At 29.9% G+C, this 20,476-nt stretch carries 20 protein-coding genes; 5 read left to right on the forward strand and 15 right to left on the reverse strand.

The window, feature by feature from the left end; all coding sequences use genetic code 11:
• The 5 genes from F811_RS0107505 to F811_RS0107525 form a co-directional block, all read right to left on the reverse strand.
• Positions 1-644 (reverse strand): Rpn family recombination-promoting nuclease/putative transposase (locus F811_RS0107505; protein ID WP_020004638.1); only part of this gene is annotated, 644 nt, incomplete at its 3' end.
• Positions 645-891: 247 nt separating this feature from the next.
• A complete protein-coding gene (locus F811_RS0107510; RefSeq protein WP_020004639.1) occupies positions 892-1,446 on the reverse strand; it encodes a 2-oxoacid:ferredoxin oxidoreductase subunit gamma family protein in 555 nt (184 codons plus the stop codon).
• A 13-nt stretch (positions 1,447-1,459) separates the two neighbouring features.
• Positions 1,460-2,194 (reverse strand): thiamine pyrophosphate-dependent enzyme, encoded by a 735-nt coding sequence (locus tag F811_RS0107515; protein ID WP_020004640.1) that lies wholly within the window; start codon positions 2,192-2,194, stop codon positions 1,460-1,462.
• Positions 2,191-3,246 (reverse strand): 3-methyl-2-oxobutanoate dehydrogenase subunit VorB, encoded by a 1,056-nt coding sequence (locus F811_RS0107520; protein ID WP_020004641.1) that lies wholly within the window; start codon positions 3,244-3,246, stop codon positions 2,191-2,193. Before F811_RS0107520 ends, F811_RS0107515 begins: the two co-directional genes overlap by 4 nt.
• Complete coding sequence (locus tag F811_RS0107525) at positions 3,247-3,483, reverse strand: 4Fe-4S dicluster domain-containing protein (RefSeq protein ID WP_020004642.1); 237 nt, start codon at positions 3,481-3,483, stop codon at positions 3,247-3,249.
• Between the two features lie 279 nt (positions 3,484-3,762).
• Here F811_RS0107525 and F811_RS0107530 point away from each other — a divergent pair, with 279 nt between their 5' ends.
• Positions 3,763-6,177, forward strand: a complete 2,415-nt coding sequence (locus F811_RS0107530) for a DUF2225 domain-containing protein (protein ID WP_020004643.1) — start codon at positions 3,763-3,765, stop codon at positions 6,175-6,177.
• Positions 6,178-6,602: 425 nt separating this feature from the next.
• On the opposite strand, the gene F811_RS0107535 is transcribed toward F811_RS0107530, so the two are convergent.
• The 8 genes from F811_RS0107535 to trmB form a co-directional block, all read right to left on the reverse strand.
• On the reverse strand, positions 6,603-7,175 hold the full coding sequence (locus F811_RS0107535; RefSeq protein ID WP_020004644.1) for an RnfABCDGE type electron transport complex subunit G: 573 nt from the start codon (positions 7,173-7,175) through the stop codon (positions 6,603-6,605).
• A complete protein-coding gene (locus F811_RS0107540) occupies positions 7,175-8,272 on the reverse strand; it encodes an RnfABCDGE type electron transport complex subunit D (protein WP_020004645.1) in 1,098 nt (365 codons plus the stop codon). Before F811_RS0107540 ends, F811_RS0107535 begins: the two co-directional genes overlap by 1 nt.
• 15 nt (positions 8,273-8,287) lie before the next feature.
• On the reverse strand, positions 8,288-9,595 hold the full coding sequence (rsxC, locus tag F811_RS0107545; RefSeq protein WP_020004646.1) for an electron transport complex subunit RsxC: 1,308 nt from the start codon (positions 9,593-9,595) through the stop codon (positions 8,288-8,290).
• A 63-nt stretch (positions 9,596-9,658) separates the two neighbouring features.
• Positions 9,659-10,513 carry a 3-oxoacyl-ACP synthase III family protein gene (locus tag F811_RS0107550; protein WP_020004647.1) on the reverse strand — a complete coding sequence of 285 codons (855 nt, stop codon included), beginning with the start codon at positions 10,511-10,513 and terminating at the stop codon, positions 9,659-9,661.
• 58 nt (positions 10,514-10,571) lie between these two features.
• Positions 10,572-11,591, reverse strand: a complete 1,020-nt coding sequence (plsX, locus tag F811_RS0107555) for a phosphate acyltransferase PlsX (RefSeq protein WP_020004648.1) — start codon at positions 11,589-11,591, stop codon at positions 10,572-10,574.
• A gap of 29 nt (positions 11,592-11,620) precedes the next feature.
• Entirely contained in the window at positions 11,621-11,815 is a 195-nt protein-coding gene (rpmF, locus tag F811_RS0107560) for a 50S ribosomal protein L32 (RefSeq protein ID WP_020004649.1), read from the reverse strand.
• Positions 11,816-12,019: 204 nt separating this feature from the next.
• Positions 12,020-13,006 carry an ABC transporter substrate-binding protein gene (locus F811_RS0107565; RefSeq protein ID WP_020004650.1) on the reverse strand — a complete coding sequence of 329 codons (987 nt, stop codon included), beginning with the start codon at positions 13,004-13,006 and terminating at the stop codon, positions 12,020-12,022.
• Between the two features lie 19 nt (positions 13,007-13,025).
• A complete protein-coding gene (gene trmB, locus F811_RS0107570; protein WP_020004651.1) occupies positions 13,026-13,673 on the reverse strand; it encodes a tRNA (guanosine(46)-N7)-methyltransferase TrmB in 648 nt (215 codons plus the stop codon).
• Positions 13,674-13,817: 144 nt separating this feature from the next.
• Between trmB and F811_RS0107575 the strand changes: the two genes are divergently transcribed.
• On the forward strand, positions 13,818-14,750 hold the full coding sequence (locus tag F811_RS0107575; RefSeq protein ID WP_020004652.1) for a DUF7638 domain-containing protein: 933 nt from the start codon (positions 13,818-13,820) through the stop codon (positions 14,748-14,750).
• Between the two features lie 225 nt (positions 14,751-14,975).
• On the opposite strand, the gene creD is transcribed toward F811_RS0107575, so the two are convergent.
• Positions 14,976-16,337 carry a cell envelope integrity protein CreD gene (creD, locus tag F811_RS0107580; RefSeq protein ID WP_020004653.1) on the reverse strand — a complete coding sequence of 454 codons (1,362 nt, stop codon included), beginning with the start codon at positions 16,335-16,337 and terminating at the stop codon, positions 14,976-14,978.
• A 314-nt stretch (positions 16,338-16,651) separates the two neighbouring features.
• Complete coding sequence (locus F811_RS0107585; RefSeq protein ID WP_020004654.1) at positions 16,652-18,127, reverse strand: leucyl aminopeptidase family protein; 1,476 nt, start codon at positions 18,125-18,127, stop codon at positions 16,652-16,654.
• 152 nt (positions 18,128-18,279) lie between these two features.
• Between F811_RS0107585 and F811_RS0107590 the strand changes: the two genes are divergently transcribed.
• The 3 genes from F811_RS0107590 to F811_RS0107600 all read left to right on the forward strand — a co-directional run bounded on the left by F811_RS0107590 (position 18,280) and on the right by F811_RS0107600 (position 20,434).
• Positions 18,280-18,774: a hypothetical protein gene (locus F811_RS0107590; protein WP_020004655.1), complete on the forward strand. Its 495-nt coding sequence runs from the start codon at positions 18,280-18,282 to the stop codon at positions 18,772-18,774.
• Between the two features lie 165 nt (positions 18,775-18,939).
• Positions 18,940-19,440, forward strand: a complete 501-nt coding sequence (locus F811_RS0107595) for a hypothetical protein (RefSeq protein WP_020004656.1) — start codon at positions 18,940-18,942, stop codon at positions 19,438-19,440.
• A gap of 217 nt (positions 19,441-19,657) precedes the next feature.
• Positions 19,658-20,434, forward strand: a complete 777-nt coding sequence (locus F811_RS0107600) for an SDR family NAD(P)-dependent oxidoreductase (protein ID WP_020004657.1) — start codon at positions 19,658-19,660, stop codon at positions 20,432-20,434.
• Positions 20,435-20,476 lie beyond the last annotated feature (42 nt).

The following is a 20,476-nucleotide window of genomic DNA, read 5'->3' on the forward strand; positions in this document are numbered from 1 at the left end:
AAACGTTCGTATCTTTTTATTACTTTAGGCATGATATTATTTACCTCCTTTAATTTTTCTTTTACTTTATCTAAATCTTTAGCCGTAAAAAACTCTATCCAAGATAATATTTTCTTTTTCTTAATATCTTCTGTGTTACTATTATTTAGTATTTTCTTAAATCTCGGCACTTCCACTATATGCATTTGAACCATATCTAAAACAATATCTGGATTTTCTGTGTCTATTAGCTTAAAACACCTATGGGGCTTACCCTCATCATTAAAATCCATATTGAAGTCTACAAAATTAATGCTTATAACCTCACTAATTATATCATAAGGCTCTTTTTCCTCCACTTCGCTTACTATATTCTTAGATATATAATAGTATATTCTCTTTAAAAAGTCTATATTACCAGAAAGCTGTATCTCTATAATTATTTTTCTCTTATCTTTGGTAACAGCCTTTACATCAAGTACGGACTCTTTTAAGTTAATATTTTCTGGCAGATTATGAGGATTAATTATTTGTAAGTTATGCACAGTTTCAAAGCCCAAATCCTCAAGTACGGAATTTACTATGTTCTCTAGTATATCCTCGTTCCCTACAGAACCTAAAAGATAGCGTACAAAGTAATCGTTCATTCTGTTTATACTACGCATTTATATTATACTCCAAAATTGTTATAATATATAGTTAAACAAATTTTTTATACAAAATAAGCCCAAAAACCATGATTTTTTTGATATAAAGTTTTTTAATAAAAGGTATGCCATATAAAAAACAGAATCTGCACTTTGTTAAAAGTCTAATTACCCCACCCACCCGCCCCCAAATATTTTTGAAATAATAAAAAACCCCTGCACTTTTAAAGGTACAGAGGCTATAATTTTTTATTTTTTTAATTATTTAAGAAACCAAATCTTTTACAGCATCGCGTCCTGCATTCAAAGCCTTTTCATTGCTAGGTAAAAAATCTTTCTTACGTTCGCCGAATACTTTTAAAAATGCCTGCTGAACACTATCAAATGATACTATATTCTGAAGTGTAAGCAAAGCCCCAAGCATTACCATATTTGCTGATTTAGGATTGCCTATATCACCAGCTATTTTATTAGCTTCAACATAAGCCACTTTTATATCATCTCTTGAAGCCTTTTTATCTATTAAAGATGAGTTTATAAGAAGTATTCCATTAGGAAGAACATCTTTTTCAAATTTAGTAAGCGAAGGAAGATTCATTATTACAGCAGCATTAGCGTCATGAGAAATGATAGGAGAACCTACAAGCTCATCACTTACTACAACCGAACAGTTAGCAGTACCTCCCCTCATCTCAGGACCATATGAAGGACACCAAGTAACATGCTTATTTTCTATCATACCAGCATATGCTATCATCTGCCCCATAGACATAACGCCCTGACCGCCGAATCCTGCAAAAATTATTCTCTCTGTACTCATAAATACTCCTTATTTAAGCATCATTTCTAAAATTGCCTAAAGGATAATGAGGTATCATATAATCTCTTATCCATTTATGTGAATCTGTAGGAGATATTCCCCAGTTTGTAGTGCAGCTTGTAAGCATCTCTACTATAGAAAAACCTTTTCCTGCTATCTGATGTTCAAAAGCCTTTTTTGTAGCCATTTTAGCTTTTCTGATATTGGCAGGACTATCTAAAGCAACCCTCTCAACAAAAGTAGCTCCCTCCAAAGTAGCAAGCATTTCACATACTCTTATAGGTTTACCAGCTCTGTGAAAATCTCTTCCAGCCTGAGTTGTTGTAGTTTTCTGACCTTCCAAAGTAGTAGGAGCCATCTGACCGCCAGTCATACCGTAAATGGCATTATTCAAAAATATTACGGTGATGTTTTCTCCGCGTGCCGCTGCATGTATTATCTCAGCTGTACCAATAGCAGCTAAGTCTCCATCACCTTGAAGCGTAAATACAATACTATCTGGTACCGCTCTTTTTACCCCAGTAGCAACCGCTGGTGCTCTTCCATGTGCCGCCTGCTGCATATCACAATTAAAATACTTATAAGCAAGTACGGAACAGCCTACTGAAGCTATACCTACTGTTCTATCTAATACCCCAAGCTCCTCCAAGCATTCGGCAACTATTCTCTGTGAAGTGCCATGCATACAGCCAGGGCAATAATGTGTTCTATCATCTGTTAAACCTTTTGACTTTTCAAATACTATCATATTATACCCCCAGAAAAACCTCTGACATTCTCTATTATCTCATGAGCAGTAGGTACTAATCCTCCTGCTTTACCGTAAAACTTAACTTCTGCTTTACATTCGCATGCCAATTTTATATCATCAATCATCTGTCCCATACTCATCTCTATAGAAACATACATCTTACAATTAGGATTATCAAATGCTTTTACAGGGAAAGGCCATAAAGTCTGAGGACGTATCATACCAACTTTTTTACCTTCCTCTCTAAGTTTATCAACAACGCCTCTTACAACTCTAGACATGGTACCATATGATACAAATATAAGCTCAGCATCATCAGTAAAGTATTTTTCTGCTCTTGCTTCTTTTTCTTTTATTTCAGCATATTTTTCCTGAAGATGTATATTATGCTTGTATAATAATTCAGGCTCTAAATAAAGAGAGTTTACAAGATTTTTTCCTCTTTTACCTCGCATACCATTAGTAGCCCAAGTTTTTTCTTTAAATTCATATTTAGGTTTATAAATAATTTCCACAGGTTCCATCATCTGCCCAATATAACCGTCAGCAGCTACATAAACAGGAGTTCTGTAATGATCTGCTATATCAAATGCTTCCATTATCATATCAGCAGCTTCCTGCAAATTAGCAGGTGCTAAAACAGGACAATTATAATCTCCGTCTCCACCGCCTCTAGTCATCATATTATAATCACTTTGAGCAGGCTGTATACTTCCAAGACCAGGGCCGCCTCTCATAACATTAAGTATAACTGCAGGAACTTCAGCACCAGCCAAATATGATATACCCTCCTGCTTTAAAGCAATACCAGGTGAAGAAGAAGAAGTCATAGCTCTTACTCCTGCTCCTCCTGCCCCATAAACCATATTAATAGCAGCTACCTCACTTTCTGCCTGCACAAAAGCTCCGCCTGATTCATACATAGCCTTAGACATAAACTCTGGTATTTCATTCTGCGGTGTAATAGGATAACCAAAAAAACATTTGCATCCTGCCGTAATAGCAGCTGTGGCCATAGCCTCATTTCCTTTCATTAACTTCCTAGCCATTTATTTATTACCCTCCTCTTTATCCAGTCTTTCAACCTTTATACATATATCAGGACACATCATAGCACAATTGGCACAGCCTATACATTTTTCCATATCTGTAACTGCTGCAGGATAATATCCCCAAGAATTCATATTTTCTTTATCTAAATATAATATCTTAGTTGGACAAACTGATATGCAATTAGAACAGCCCTTGCATTGCTCTCTGTCAATGCTCACTCTACCTTTGGCCATTATATTATTACCTCCATTTTTTATTAGTTTTCTTAAAAATATTATATATATGATATATTATATTTAAAAAAAATGCTTTGTCAAAATTTATAGTATTATAATATAAATCTAAAGTGAAAATAAAAAAACGTCAATGAATAATACTAACTATTTTTTTATTATAGTTATAACTACCTAAAGTATTTTTATGAGATTTTTTATATTATATATAGTAATTATTATTATTTTTATATATAATAAAAAAAATCAATAATATTAAAAAAATGTGAGTTTATTATAATGAATAATGATGATAAATTAAATATAGAGCGATTATTCAATTTAGGACATGAAGCATTCAGTAATAACGACTATAACAAAGCAATAACTTATTTAGATGAAATTATAGATATTTATAATAAAGATATTATAGCATATTCTGACGGAGAGTTTATTATATACAGTGATTCTTATGATGATAATAACAATGAAGATGAAGAGAGAAATATAGATGATGAAGAGATAAATATCACTCATAATACATTAGTTGATGCATATTATAACAGAGCTATATCAAAGTTTAATTTAAAAAATTATGAAGAAGCTATTAAAGATTTTGACAAGGTAATAGAATTATCTCCAGATAAAGCAGATGCATATTATAACAGAGGACATTCAAAATCATATTTAAAAAGATATGAAGAAGGTATTGAAGATTTTAAAAAAGTATTAGAGTTTGATGAAGATGATTTTGAGGCTGTATATTATGTTGGACTTGGATATTTTTATTTAGCAAATTATGAAGAGGCTATTAAAAATTTTGACTTGGCTTTATCTTTAATAGAAAAAACAGAAGAAGAATATATTGCAGATATTTATTATTATAGAGGACATTCAAAATCATATTTGACAAGATATGAAGAAGCTTTATCCGATTTTAATAAACTTATAGAATTAAGAGAAGATGACAGCGAAGCATTCTATTTTAAAGCATTAACCGAGTTTTATTTAGGTTTGTACGAAGAGGCAATAAGTGATTTTGATATATCTATAGAGCTTGATTCTAATGCATCAAATGCCTACTACTTCAGAGGGCTTTCAAAAAGTAATTTGGAGTTATATGATGAAGCAAGAGAAGATTATAAAAGAGCAATGGATTTTGACCCAGAAAATATAATAAGTATTTATAATGACGCTGGGCTTATTGAATATAAATTGGGTAATTATAAAGAAGCTATTAAATATTACACAAAAATAATAGAAAAAGATGAAAATATATCATATATATACTATAACAGAGCATTAGCAAAAGAGGCTTTAGAATTATACGAAGAGGCATTAAAAGATTATGACAAAGCTATAAAGCTTAATCCAGACGATACATACTCTTACAATAACAGAGGACTTATCAAAAATGAAATGCAGATGTATGATGAAGCATTGGAAGATTATAATAAGGCTATAGAGTTGGAACAAAACGATGCTTATTTATACAATAATAGGGCTTTATTAAAGGGAAGAATACATTTATATAAAGAGGCTTTAGAAGATTTTGACAAGGCTATTTCTTTATACAATGAAAACAGTGAGTTTTATTATTTTAGAGGGCTTACCAATTTTTATTTAAATGAATTTGATGAGGCTTTAGAATATATTAACAAGGCTATTGAATTAAATAATGAATATATTGACGCTTATAATGAAAGGGGAATAATATATTACAGAACTGAAAATTATAATGAAGCTATTAAAGATTTTAAAAGAGTATTAGAACTTGATAATGAAAATGTATATGCTTATTATCATTTAGCTTTATCTTATGAATGTTTGGAAGATTATAATAGTGCTGTAAAATATTATACTAAAGTTATTGAGCTTGATAATCATTCATTAGAGGCATACTATAACAGAGCTTTAGCTAAAATGGAAATTAATCTATATAATGAAGCCATAGAAGATTTTAAAAGAATGATAGAACTAGACAAAGAAAATACAGACGCTTATCTTAATATAGGTATATGCTATGACTATATGGAAGAATATAATAAATCAATAGAATATTATAGCAAAGTTATAGAAATAGATAATAAAGCATTAGATGCATACTATAACAGAGGACTAAGTAAAGTAGGATTAAAACTATACAATGAAGCCTTTGAAGACTTTATAAGGGCAATTGATATTAACCCTAATTATCTAAATGCCTATAATGGAATAGGTTTTTCAAAGACAAAATATTCTAATAATGAACTTAAAAATGGAAACATTAATAAAGCTATAGAACTGCTTAATGATGCATTAGTTTATTATAATAAGGGGCTTGCTTTAGATATAGATGATAATATAACAAATGCATCAATATATGACAGTATGGGATATACTATTACCAAATTGGCTAATATATATCAAACTATGAATGACAGAGAAAATGCTTTAAAATATTATGATGAAGCATTATTTTGTTTTAATGAGGCTATTAAACTAAATAATAAACATGCACTTGCTCATAACAGCATAGCATATATTAAAATACAGCTTGATAAGATGAATAATATAATTGATAAATTAAATGAAGAGGCTTATACCTACTTTGAAAAAGCATATAATATGTCAAATAAAGATGATAAAAAATTGATAGTAAAATGTATTGTTTCATTATCCAAAGAGAATATAAAAACGGCTTTGGAGTTTATGAGTAAAAATAATTTAAATTAAATATTATATACTTAAAATTTTTAATTGTTCTTTTTCCAGCCTTCGCTTGCCTACGGCACACACAGAGTGGCAGGCTTCTCCAAAAGTTGGTGACAACACCTGCCTACGGCACGCAGAGCGAGGTGGACTTCATCGGCACGCTTCGCGAAAGTGCAAATATAAAAATAATACTAAATAGTACTAATTATGTTTTACATGAGAATAAATTATTAAATTTAGGCTAAAAATGCAGTTCTTTTGGTTCTTTTATACCAATAAAAGAACTGGGGTGTGGGGCAAAGCCCCATATATTAAAAACAAAATATAACTTCATTTTTGACAAACTATATTTGTTTAGGTATATACTAAATAATAAAATGAAAAGGCTTATAAAATGAATATACAAACATCTTATAAGCCTTTTAATTTAAGAATATATATAACTTTTAATTTTTAAATAAATTAACAGCCTCATCTTTAGCACTATTAACAGCATTAACAACAGAAGTAGAAGATATAGTAGCACCGCTTATAGCAGCAATCTGTGATTCAATAGCATCTTCAGGCTTTATTCCTTTCACAATACTTAAAGGAATAATTGAGCTTTGTCCTTTAAATTGATCTCTGAAACTAGCTTCAGTAATTTTAGCACCAAGTCCCGGAGTTTCAGCCTGTTCAGTAACAACTATAGCAGTAATAGTATCTACATTAGCATCAAAACCAACAAGCACTTTATTCTCTCCATTGTATCCGCCTGCTGAAGAAAGCATAGCATAACCTACTACAGTACCATCAGCTTTTTTTCCTATATAGTATGGATAGGCAGAATTTTCTGTTAGAGGTCCTTCAAGTTCATCAGCACCCTCAATAACAGCTTTTACACCATTAAGTACAGTTTTTTCATTGTTGGCCAATATATCTTTTTCAAAAGAAGAATATACAAATGAAAGCAAAAAACCAGCAAGCAATGCAGTAATAGTAACTGAAATAACAGCAGTATAACCAACTTCTTTTTTCATTATTTACCTCCTTCTTTCTGAGCATTAGCTTTATTAATAGCAAGGAACTCTTTTTTACCGAAAGGCAAAGGACGAGTAAGCATAGCAATCAAAGGCATAAACATATTACCTATAAGTATAGAATACATCATATACTCTGGAGAAGAACCAAAAGTTCTTAATATAGCAAGTACCGCCCCTATTAGAAGAGCATATATCCAAGCTCCTAAATGACTTGAAGGTGAAGTAACCATATCAGTAGCCATAAAGAAAGCACCAAGTCCGAAACCGCCTGCTAATACTTGATATATAGGAGAAGCAACTTTACCCGGCATAGCTAAGCAAAGAAGGAAACTAACTACTACCAAAGAAATAAACATTCCTAAAGGTATTCTCCAGTCTATAGTATTAGTAATTAGAAGGAATATTCCACCTATTAAAAGAAGTAAGAATGAAGTTTCACCTATAGCACCTGCTGTACTTCCTAGTAACATCTGTAAATAATAATGCGATTCTATTTGTATTTGAGAAGCTAAAGTACCTCCGAAATCAATAGAATTAAATTTTAAGAAAGTTAAAGGAGTAGCAGAAGTTAATGCACTAACTGCATCTAAAGACTGAGTTGCACCTGAAACTGTAAGAGTTAAATCTTTAACTATATTTTCAAATACACCTGAAAAAGGAATATTTTTAGGCGGAGTATACATAGTCATCTGAGCAGGAAAAGCTACCTGAAGAAAAGCCCTTCCTACCAAAGCAGGATTGAATATATTAGAACCTAATCCTCCGAAAACTTCTTTAGCAAATACTATAGCTATTACACTTCCTATTACAACCATAGTAATAGTAGCAGAAGGAGGAAGAGTCATAACAAGAAGTATAGCAGTAACCGTTACAGCATAATCTGGAACTAAAGGTTTTTTTCTTACTTTTTTTACTATTATAGTAGAAACAATACAAGTTATAATAGCAGCCAAATATAAAACTATAACTCTTGCCCCAAACAAAACAATACTATATATAACGGCTGGTAAAAGAGCTATAATCACTCTTAGCATTATCTTATTAGTAGTATCTCCGTCTTTTATATGAGGAGACGATTCTGTATAAAATTTCATTATTATCTCCTTAATTTATCTTCTTAGCAAATCTTTACCAAATCTAATCCACTGCACCAAAGGAATCTTTGAAGGACATATATATGAGCAGCTTCCGCATTCAAAGCAGGTTGCTATATCTAAATCATTCAATTTATCTTTAATTTTAGCCTTAGCAGTATGTGCGATTTCAGTAGGAGATAATCTTAAAGGACAGGCATTTCCGCATCTTCCGCATTTAATACAAGGGTATTCTACTTCTTTAGGCATTTTATCTTTATCCAAGAAAAGAAGAGAGTTAGTACCTTTATTAACACATTGATCTGTATTAGGAATGCTTGTACCCATCATAGGACCGCCTGCTAGTACAAGAACATTTTCAGCAGTAATACCGCCGCACTCTTCTACAACATGTGAAATAGGAGTACCAAGAGGAAGCCAAACATTTTTATGTTCTTTTATAGCGTCTCCAGAAACAGTAACAAGTCTCTCTATAAGAGGCTTATCCTTAGCAACGGCCTCATATATAGCATAAAGAGTAGCCACATTAACAACCAAAACGCCAACGTCCATAGGAAGTTTGCTTACTGGAACAACTCTTCCAGTAGTAGCATCAATAAGCATTTTTTCAGCACCCTGAGGATAGCGAAGTCTTAAAGGCATAACTTCAACATTATGCTCTTTTCCGATTTTTGTCATTTCTTCTATAGCTTTAGGCTTGTTATTTTCTATACCAATAACAGTTCTTTTTACAGAAGGAATAATTTTTCTTAATATTTCAATACCCTTAAATAAATCTTGGGTATATTCTATCATAAGTCTGTAGTCGCTTGTAATATAAGGCTCACATTCTACACCATTAATAACCAAAGTATCACAGCCGCCCTTAGCCGCCCCATCAACTTTAACATTAGTAGGGAAAGTAGCTCCTCCCATACCAACTATACCAGCTGCCTGTATCTTTTTAGCCATTTCTTCTGCTGATAATGACATATAATTTGAGTTTTCATAGTATGCCAAATTGTCAGCAGCACTGTCAACATTAATAAGTAAAGCATTAGCACCGCGTCCCAAAGGATTAGGAGCTATATCTACAGAAGCAACAGTTCCAGTAACAGAAGAATGCACATTACCAGAAACATATCCTCCTGCCTCGCCTATAAGCTCGCCTCTGCTTATTTTATCGCCTTTGTTTTTTAACATTTTAGCAGGAGCACCTATATGCTGAGCCATAGATATTAAAACGGTTTTAGGTAAAGCAGAAAGAGCAGATGAAGAGATTTCGGCAGTATCTTTACTATCATTTGGATGTACTCCGCCAAAACGAAATTTACCTAATTTCATATTATCAATCCTTCATTTAATCAAATTAATTCAAACACTATTATTAATTTAATTATATTATATTTAATTTATAGAAATAACAGCTACAGATTTGGTATAACCGCTTCCATAACCGCATACGGCTACCTTACTATTTTTTTTAATAAATCCGTCTTCCAAAGCCATAGATAATGCCACACCAGAGGAAGCACTTAAAGAAGAATGAGCATCTTCCATCTTTGAATATACTATATTTTTATCTACTGATAAAGCATTAACAAAATTATCATAAGCAGCTTTACTTGAATAAGAAGGTATATAATAATTAGGCTCTATATTATTAGCAGATAGAACATCTTTAACATATAAAGCAGCTTTTTTTGCCTCCTCTTCAAAAATACTGCTGTCTTTTATAGATATGAAGTGTTCTTTATTTAATACACCTTCTTTAGTATAAGGCTTAGCAGTTCCTCCCATAGGAATATAGCAATTTTCTAAAGCACTTCCGTCTGTTACAGAATCTATAAAATCTATTTGTATATCAGACTTTTCATTAGTAACAAGAGCAGCCACACTTGCATCATCAAATCTATTTTTATCATCGCATATATAAAACGATTCGGCTGCTGCAACCAAAATATTTTTATATCTATTACTCTTTACAAAAGCATAAGCTAATCTTAATGCTGATAAAAAACCAGTAAAATCGCTTTCTATATCAAAGCAAAAAGCATTAGAAGCTTTAATTTTTCCTGCCAATATACAGGCAGTTGAAGGATAAACATAATCTTTAGTAACAGTGGCACAAATAATAGCATCTATTTCAGAAGCATCTATATCTTTTATAACCTCATTAATAGGAATCAAAGCCAAATCAGAAGCTGCCATATTGGTTTGCTCTTTTTTATAAATGCTTTTACAAGATTTAATGTATACCATTACAAAATTCCTTTAACAACAAATGTATTATTATAATATTCTTTTATAATATTATTTTTTAAAATATTCTTCTCTTAGCTCCAGAGTCATACAGTTCTTTAGCTATCTTTTCATTAATTTTGGCATCCAAGAATCTATACATATTAAGCACAGCATTTTTCATACCAACTCCGCTTGTTTTACCATGACCTACAAAAGCACCGCCGTTTAAGCCCAATAGTATAGCAGAACCATAAGAATCAGAACTCATTTTTGATTTTAAATTAGTAAATACAGGCTTCATCATAAGCCCGCCCATAACACTTACAGGATTTTTCTTAACTTCGGTTTTTAGCATATTTACAACCAAAGCTGCCGTACCCTCTATAGTTTTTAATACTATATTACCGTCAAATCCGTCAGCAACTACAACATCAACGCAATCAGACTTAAGCATATCATTAGGTTCAATATTGCCTATAAAGTTTATCTTTTTCATTTTCTGAAGGCGTTCAAAAATCTTTTTAGTATCTGCATTACCTTTAGAATCCTCTTCGCCTATATTAAGAAGACCAACTCTAGGATTTTCTATCTTTAAATATCTTTTTGCAAATACTCTGCCCATAACAGCAAACTGCACCATATAGTCTGGAGTACAATCCACATTAGCTCCCATATCAAGCATACAGAACTCACCGCCAAATTTCGGAAGTGTAGATATGAGCGGAGGACGCATAACACCTTTCAAACGTCCTATTTCTGTAAGGGCTGCTGCAAGCGTAGCACCAGTATTACCCGGTGAAAAGAAACCATCTGCTTCTTTATCTTTAACCAAACGAGCAGCCATTAAAACAGAAGCATTTTTTTTATGTTTTATACCATTAGCAGGGCTTTCATTCATATCGATTATTTCATCTGTATGTCTTATATCCACACGCTTATGATCATATTTTGCTTTAGATAAAACTTTAGTAATACTTTTTTCATTACCTACTAATATTAAATTTATATCATTATTTTCTGCTAAAGCATTAACCGCTCCGAGAACTAATTCTTCGAGAGGTTTTTCTCCGCTGGCTACATCTATGGCTAAATTCATGTATATTTCCTAGTTAATTTTATTTTTTATCAACCTGCATTTTGAGTTTTTGGAGCTTTTACTACTCTGTCTTTATAGAAACCGCATTCTGGACAAATTCTATGAGGCATTCTTTCTGCTCCGCATTGAGGACAGATTGATAATGAGCCTAAGAATCTTTTATCATTAGCGGCTTGTCTTGATCTTTTTTTAGATTTCGATTTTCTATGCTTTGGTACTGCCATTTTTATTTCTCCTTAAAATTTATTAAAGGCTATTAACTCTAAATAGATAATAGTCGCATTTTACAATATAAAGTATAGACTATAATACTATAAAGTGCTAATTTTGTCAAGCAGAATTAACATAACACAGAGTTTATTATAAAACTTACACGATTATTTTATACATTAAATACATTATTAAGACGAATTTAATAAAAAACAATATTATCTTCTTATAACCTTTTTATCTTCTATTATAAAATAACTCTCTTCCAATATTTTTTCTGTAAAATTTATTCTGTATAATTTTGCCGTATCTTCATTTATAAGCACTCTATAAGAATCAGAAACTTCAATAAAATCTATAGAATCGGTACTGCCTTCATTATCGATAACCGCCTTTAAAAGTTCGGCAAGTTTTCTGCCAAGATAATAATAGTTGCAGTCAAGTGAAAAAAGTATATCGGCATTTAAGGCATTTTCTATATCTGTATTTATTATTGGTATAGAATATTTCCTGCATAAATTATCTATATTATAAATATTGTCATTTATGTAATCGTCTTTAGCTGTAAATAAATAATCTATATCTAAAGAGGATATAATATTTTCTATATCATTTACAGTATAATCTGATTCAGCAGATATAGGATAATAATGAATGTTTTCATTGCTGCAGTATTTGGCTAAATATTCAGAAATATTCTCAGAAACTTCAGAGTTTTTACTATATAAATAGCCCAAACTATTTACACCGCTTTCCGATATTATTTTTAAATATTTAGTAATATCCAAATTGCCGTACACTCCTGTAATATTATTATTCTGAACTCGGCTTTTTTCTATAGCAGATAAAGATAAATTATCAAAACAGCCCGCAAATAATATAGACTGAGGGACTATTATATTCATAGAAAGTAAAACTGCCTCCTCCCCTATAACTACTGCTATGCTGGAATTATCCTCACGCACATTATTGGCTATTTCTATAATAGAAGCATCATCTCCGTTTGAAGTATAGAAGTTAATCTTTACATTAAGTTTATCTAATGATATTTGATCTATTAGTCCTTTTTCTATAGCATTAAATTTTTTTGAATTTTCTTCCTTTATTATGCTCACTATAACAGGTTTATCCCCATAATCCTCGCTAACGCATGAAACTAAAATAAATAGCAGTATAAAATAATTAACTAATCTTATTAATCTCATAATAAATATAAAAACCTAATCATATATTCTTGATATGAGCAAAAAAGTATATATCATGTCCTATAGCTCTCATCTTCTCCTCATAAAGCGTAACTCCGTAGCCTTCCAGTTTATGAACATAATCATTATCTAAAATATTCTTAAAATTATTAACTTCTTTATATATAGGATTCATTATTTCCAAAGCATAATTATCATCATCTGTAACCGAATAAAATATTCCGTCATCTTTAAGCAAAGGATATATTTTATTTAAAAACTCTTTATTAAATATTCTTCTATGGGCATGCTTTTTCTTAGGCCAAGGATCTGGGAAGTTTAAATATATTTTATCAAAAACATATTTACCGTTTAAATATTTATCTATAACATTATTAGCCTCTCCAAATATAATAGTGAGATTTTTTATGTCTCTCTTATAAGCCTTTGATACAGCCTTTTTAGCCGCTTTATACGAATACTCTATCCCTATAAAATATTTATCTTTATTATTCATAGCAAGCTCTGTGATAAACTTGCCATTGCCGCATCCTATTTCTAATTCTATTACATTATATTCAGACAATCTCTTTGATAATTCATCTGCTATTAAAGAACTATCTTCATTATTAAAATCATCAAGCAAATATTCTTTTAATATATCATCATCAAGATTTAAATTTCTCAATGTATAACTCCCTATTATTTTTTATCCTAATATTTTATTTGAATGATATTATTACTTAATCATTATGTCAATATGGTATATAAATATATAAAAATTAATTATATATTTCATTGACTAATTAGAATTAAAATATATATTTATCATATGAATAAAAATAATATATACAGAAATCAAAAAATAGAAGGAAGAAGTTTTTTCGGCATTATAAAAAACGGTAATTACTTTCTTTCCAATCTATCAGTTTATGAAGACGGCATAGTAAGTGCTTGGTTTAAATTTGATATTTACCAATTTGAAAAAGAATTAAAAAGAAAATGGGTTGTATCATATATAGAAAATAATGAAGAATTGAATATTCATGATATAGGAGATTTTAAGATTTTAGAATCAGAGTGGTTTCATAAAGATGATTTCTATGATTATATTAAAAGCATATTAAAAGAAATGAATCCAGAGATGGAGAACATTTATAGAACAACTGAAAGAGAAATAAAAAAATGGGAAAGTTTAAAAGTGTCATTTATGGTAAATCCTATTAATTTTAAAATGAAAGCTCAATTTGGATATGATTTATCAGAAGGAAAAAGTTATTTTATATTTAGAAAATCTAGTAATTATGCATCTAGCAAAGAAATATTTTTAACTTGCTATACAATTTATGATGATGAAACAATATCATTTAATAATGATGAAAAAATATATTCTTTCAATAATATAAAAACTATGTTTAATAAAAATGAACTTCTTCTATACCCCAAAGAAGATGATACTATAATAATAGAAAACCTTTGCAAACTTAAATTAAAATCTACTTTAAAATACACAAACAAAAAAGAAAAATTAAAAGAGATAGAAGAAAATATAAAAAAGATTTCAGGAAAAGAAAGTGCTTTTAATTGTGCCATAAAACAATATCATACTTATCTTGCATATCCTTCAGATTATAATAGAGAATTATTAAAAGAGGCTTATGAAAAAGTACCAGAACATGAAAGAATATTTTTAGGAGATATGGACGATAAAGATTATGATTTCAGAAGAATAATATACACTCCTAATATAAAAAGAGAAGTGTGAATTATTATAGCTTTCAATTTAAGATTTTTTTAATAAATGCGTATATGATAAGCAATTATAAATTATAGAATGATAATAATATAAAATTGACAAATTATAATTATTTAGCTATAAACAACGCACGTATAACAAAACTTAAAATATAGAGTAGTTAAAAAATGTAAATCTTTTTAATATTTAAAGTATCGTTCAACGTGCGTTAAAAAAAGTCCAATATAATAAAAATTAATTATTCTCTCCGTACCAGTCCACATTACGTGTAAAGTACATAGCAAGAGCAATAACAGCAAATAATCCTAATGTTCCCATAAGAAGAGCATAATCGGTAAGCTGAAGTATACCAAATAGGAATATGTAAATTAATGCATTTACTAAAGCCATTGAAATAGTGTATTTAGGAGATTTTATAATGTATCCTATATAAATTGAAGTTAAAGCCGTTACCATTAAAGCACTTAAAAAATAACTTAAATTAAATATTAAATGCTCTGATATAGCTAAAAGAAGAAGATAAAATACAGCATTAGCTATGCCTATTAATATATACTGCACTGGGTGTATGCGTTTCTTTGAAAGCACTTCGCATAAAAATAATACAAAAAATGGTATGAAGATAAAAAGTATGGCATACTTTACACTTCTTGAGGTCTTCTGATAATTGTCATTAAGAAGAAGAAAAGATACTAATACATTATTAGAATTTTCATCACCAGCTCTCAAATATTCATTATCACTTACTCTATTGGCATTTTCATCGCTAGTCCAATACTTTGTAAATGCTGTATTGAAACTTGCTATATTCCACTCAGCATTAAATCCGTCATTATTAACTTCTCTTTTTGTAGGGAGAAATCCGCCTGTAAAACTAGGATCTTTCCATTTTGAAGATATTTTAAATGTGTTTTCAGAAGCTAAAGGCGTTATTATAAGAGAGTTTCCTCCCTGAATATCCATAGTTATTTTAAAATCAAAACCGTTTAGTATTTTATCTCTTGAAATAGTATATAAAAACTTATTACTAAACATATTTAAAGATATATTAATGTTTTTCTCATAATATTGAATCTCTTCATTTTGATTGACTGACACATTAGGAAGTTTCATAAGATTTTTTTTGTTTCCTATACCCAATATAAGCATAGCCTCATCATAAAGTATAGTATTATTATTTTCATCTAAATTAAATATTTCGGCATTATATTTATCAAATCTTCCAGTAATACTTAATTTAGAATTAAAAATAGGAGCTTTAAATATACCCCTGCTTAAACTAGAAACTTCAACATCTCCTTCAACATTATATTCATTAGGCATATAAAAGATATATTTTCTTATATAGCTTATTTCTTTGGTTTCACTGTCAATAACTCTATTTAAATACGGTATTGCAATAACAACACCCTGTATATTTGCACTATTTCCAACAGGCTCTATTATTGAAGATACAGCCTCATCTTGATATCGTATTCTATCTCTTACAACGCCGTTTATAAAACTCATAGGAATTAAAAGCAAAAGTCCTAATATCACTATTATAAGTATCTTAAAACCTAAAGTCTTTGCAATATCATTAATATTTTTTATCATATTATATCCCCCAAAATATAAAACAAGTATAATTATAACTTAAAACAATGTATATTAATATAACTTTATTATAATTACAATGTAAAATATATTTATATTCTATAATTTTAATAAATCGTATAATTTATATAATTTGGTTTTAAAATAAATCTATAATAATTTGATAAATAATACTGTGCAAAATAAAAATTATGATGATAAGCTTAAAAATTTTCATCATATAAAAAATAATCATAGCATAATTATATTTATACTATGATTATTAATTATATTAAACTTAAAACTATTAAATAAATTTTCTATTTACTTAAATTTTAAAATCTTTCTATATCTGTGAGTTTTTCTACAGTTTTTGCTAAAAGATAAACACCCACTCCAGTAGCACCTTTTGAAAGATATTTTGAATTAGTATCGCTTATAGAAGTGCATGCTATATCCAAATGAGCCCATTTAGCTCCTTCTGTAAAGTATGATAGGAACTGAGCTGCTGTTATAGTACCAGCATATCTTCCGCCTGTATTTTTTATATCGGCTATATCAGATTTAATCTGTTCTTTATACTCTTCAAACATAGGAAGTTCCCATACTCTTTCATAAGTATCATCACCAGCATCTTTAAGAGCAGAAGCTAAAGCCCTGTCATTAGACATCAATCCAGTAGCATTTCTTCCCAAAGCTACAGAACATGCTCCTGTTAAAGTAGCAATATCTATTACAAAGTCTGGATTATATTTTTTTATTCCGTAAGCTAAAGCATCGGCAAGTATTAGCCTTCCTTCGGCATCTGTATTAACAACTTCTACAGTAACACCATTGTACATTTTTAATATATCACCTGGATTAATTGCCCCGCTTCCTGTTTTATTATCTGTTAAAGGACATATAACTGTAACATTAGCATCTAAGTTCATATCAGATATCAAAAATAAAGCTCCGCATACAGCAGCAGCTCCAGACATATCATCTTTCATTCCAAGCATGCTATCAGCTGGTTTTAATGACATTCCGCCAGTATCAAATGTTATTCCTTTTCCTACTAATAATATATGTTTTTTAGCTTTTGCTTTTTTGTACTGAGCAATAAATACTCTAGGCGGATTTTTACTTCCTGCATTAACTCCTAATATACCGTTCATATTTAATGATTTTAATTCTTTTTCTGTTAGTACAGAAGTTGTTATTTTTCTCATTTCTGCCTGTTTTTTGGCTCTTTCTGTAAATGTTAAGGAATTGATAACATTGCTAGGCTCATTAATAATGTCTCTTGCCCAGAATATATTATTTGCTATTTGAGTTGCTTTTGATATTGCATTTTCAGTATCTTTTTTGTGTTCAGAAACTAGAAGTATATTTTTTATAGAAGGCTTTTCTTTTAGTCTTTTATCTCCCAAATAGTTATCAAAGCTGTAAGAAGCAAGCATTATACCCAAACAGAACTGTGTATATGATTCTTCTGAAGCTATTTCAGCAAATAATTCTGCCATATCTACTTCTATATCCTCAATATGTAAATCTTTCATAATTTTTATAAGAGAAGCACCTGCATTTTTCCAAGTTTCATACATATAATTTTTTATTTCTTTGTATGTGATGAAAATAACTCTGGTATTGCTTGCAAATGCAAAAGCAAAAGGAGTTGAAGTGGTATAATATTTGTCTTTTACTAGGCTTTTAAATAACTTTATATACTCTTCATTAAATGTGCATACTTTAGGCTCTTCTTTTTCAACTTTTACAAAAATTGCTACGGTATGTTTTTTTATAAAATTAATTGTATGTTTGAGTTTCATTTGTTGAATCCTTGATTTAAAAGATAACGTTCAAGTAATAATTATATATAATGTTTATTTTATGTCAATTATACTAGGTAAGAAAAATATGGTATTGATTTTTTTTATAAAAAATATAGAATGAATTAATAATAATTTATTGGAGGTTTTATATGAAAAAAATATTAATAGGTATATTTTCTTCTGTATTGCTGATTTCTATACTTTCATGCGGTACTGGAGTAAGTAAAAGCAGTCCGGAAGGCTGGATTAATGATGACACATTCAGAGTGATGGGCATGGGTGTTCCTTCTGATGATGAAACAGACAAATTTAGAAGGGAAGTAGAAGCAAAACAGGCAGCTGAACTAGACGGCAAAAATAAAGTAGTAGCTAAAATAGTAGGCTCTTATATAGAATCATTAAGTTCTACAGAAAAAGGTATGATAGATGAATACGTTATACAGGAGAGAGTGGCTGGAAGAGTAAGAGGGCTTTCTGTTGTAGAGAGCAAATGGGACTCAAAACAAAATTGTACAGTTGTAATGGAATTGTATTCTAAAGGGTTAAAAAGCAAGATGGATTCTTTAGTTTCACAGTATCTTAATGAAGTGGGTATGCAGTATACAGCTCAGGACGTAGCTGGAATGGTTAGAACCTATAAATAATCTACTGTATTTATATATTGTTATTGCTTTTTAGAAGATTTTTTTGATGATTTTTTAAAAATTAATTAAAAAAATTTATTATTAATCGATAACTAAAAATGTATATATTTTGTTATATTAATAATATAGCGGAAAAATATTTCTTATAAAAGAAGGAGGTAATTTATGAGAAAAATATTGATTATTCTGACAATTTTGTCTGCTTTATTTGTATCTTCCTGCAATAGCACTGGTGTAAGCAGAAACAGACCAGAAGGCTGGATTGATGATGATACATTCAGAGTAATGGGCATGGGAGTACCTGCTGATGATATAGATGCCACAGATAAATTCAGAAGAGAGCTTACTTCAAAACAGGCAGCTGAATTAGACGGCAAAAATAAAATAGTAGCTAAAATAGTAGGCTCTTATATAGAATCATTAAGTTCTACAGAAAAAGGTATGATAGATGAATATGTTATACAAGAGAGAGTGGCTGGAAGAATAAGAGGGGCTTCTGTTGTAGAAACTACTTGGGATTCTCAGCAAAACTGCACTGTTGTAATGGAACTATATTCTAAAGGACTAAAAAGCCAAATGGATGCTTTAGTTACAAAATACCTTAATGAAGTAGGTATGCAGTATACGGCTCAGGACGTGGCTGGAATGGTTAGAACATACGAATAAAAATAATTTTTTGTGTAAAAATTAAGAGGGCTATGTAACAATAGCTCTCTTTTTTTATAGTAATATAGAATAATAAAAAAATAATACAATAAAAGAATATTATCATAGTATAGTATTTAATAAATTATCGAAAATATTTTTTTATGCTATTGCAATATACTATTCAAAATAATATAATAATTCACACTATTATTTAATCAAATTTAGGAGTTATTTAATGTATAGAGAAGATATAAGCGGAAGATTGGCATTTGTTTCTGGAGCTAGTGCTGGTATTGGTGAAGCTGCTGCTAGAATGCTTGCTTCTAACGGCGTTAATCTTATACTTGCAGCTAGAAGAATAGAAAGACTTGAAAGTTTGAAAAATCAGCTTGAAAAAGAATATAATGTAAAAATAAATATTATAAAGTTAGACTTCTCTAAAACCGAAGATATTGTAAAGGCTATTGACAGTATTGAAAATAAAAATATAGATATACTTATAAATAATGCTGGTTTAGCTTTGGGTAAAGATTTGTATTATAATAATAATTTAGAAGATGCCTTGCAGATGGTAAGGGTAAATTGTGAGGGTTTAATAGTATTAACCAGACTTTTAATGCCTTATATATTAAAAAGTAAATATGGTCATATAGTAAATTTATCTTCTACTGCTGCTGATGAAGCCTATAGCGGAGGGGCTATATATTGTGCCACAAAATCATTTGTAGAGATGTTTGGAGACAGTATAAGAGTAGAGTTAATTGATAAGCCAGTTAAAGTAACTAATATCAAACCTGGTGCTGTTAATACAGAGTTTTCTACAGTAAGATTTAAAGGCGACAAAGAAAAAGCAGATAATGTATACAAAGGATTTATTCCTTTATATGCTGAAGATATAGCCGATAATATAGAGTATGTATTAACACGCAGAAGTCATGTTCAAATATCAAGCATGACTATTATGGCAGAGAATCAGGGCAGTGCTACAATAATACATAGAGATAATAAATAAATTATTTTTTTATTTTATTTTTTTAATAAGGGAGTTATTTTT

This window comes from Brachyspira innocens ATCC 29796, from assembly GCF_000384655.1.
In the GTDB taxonomy this organism is placed as follows: Bacteria; Spirochaetota; Brachyspiria; order Brachyspirales; family Brachyspiraceae; genus Brachyspira; species Brachyspira innocens.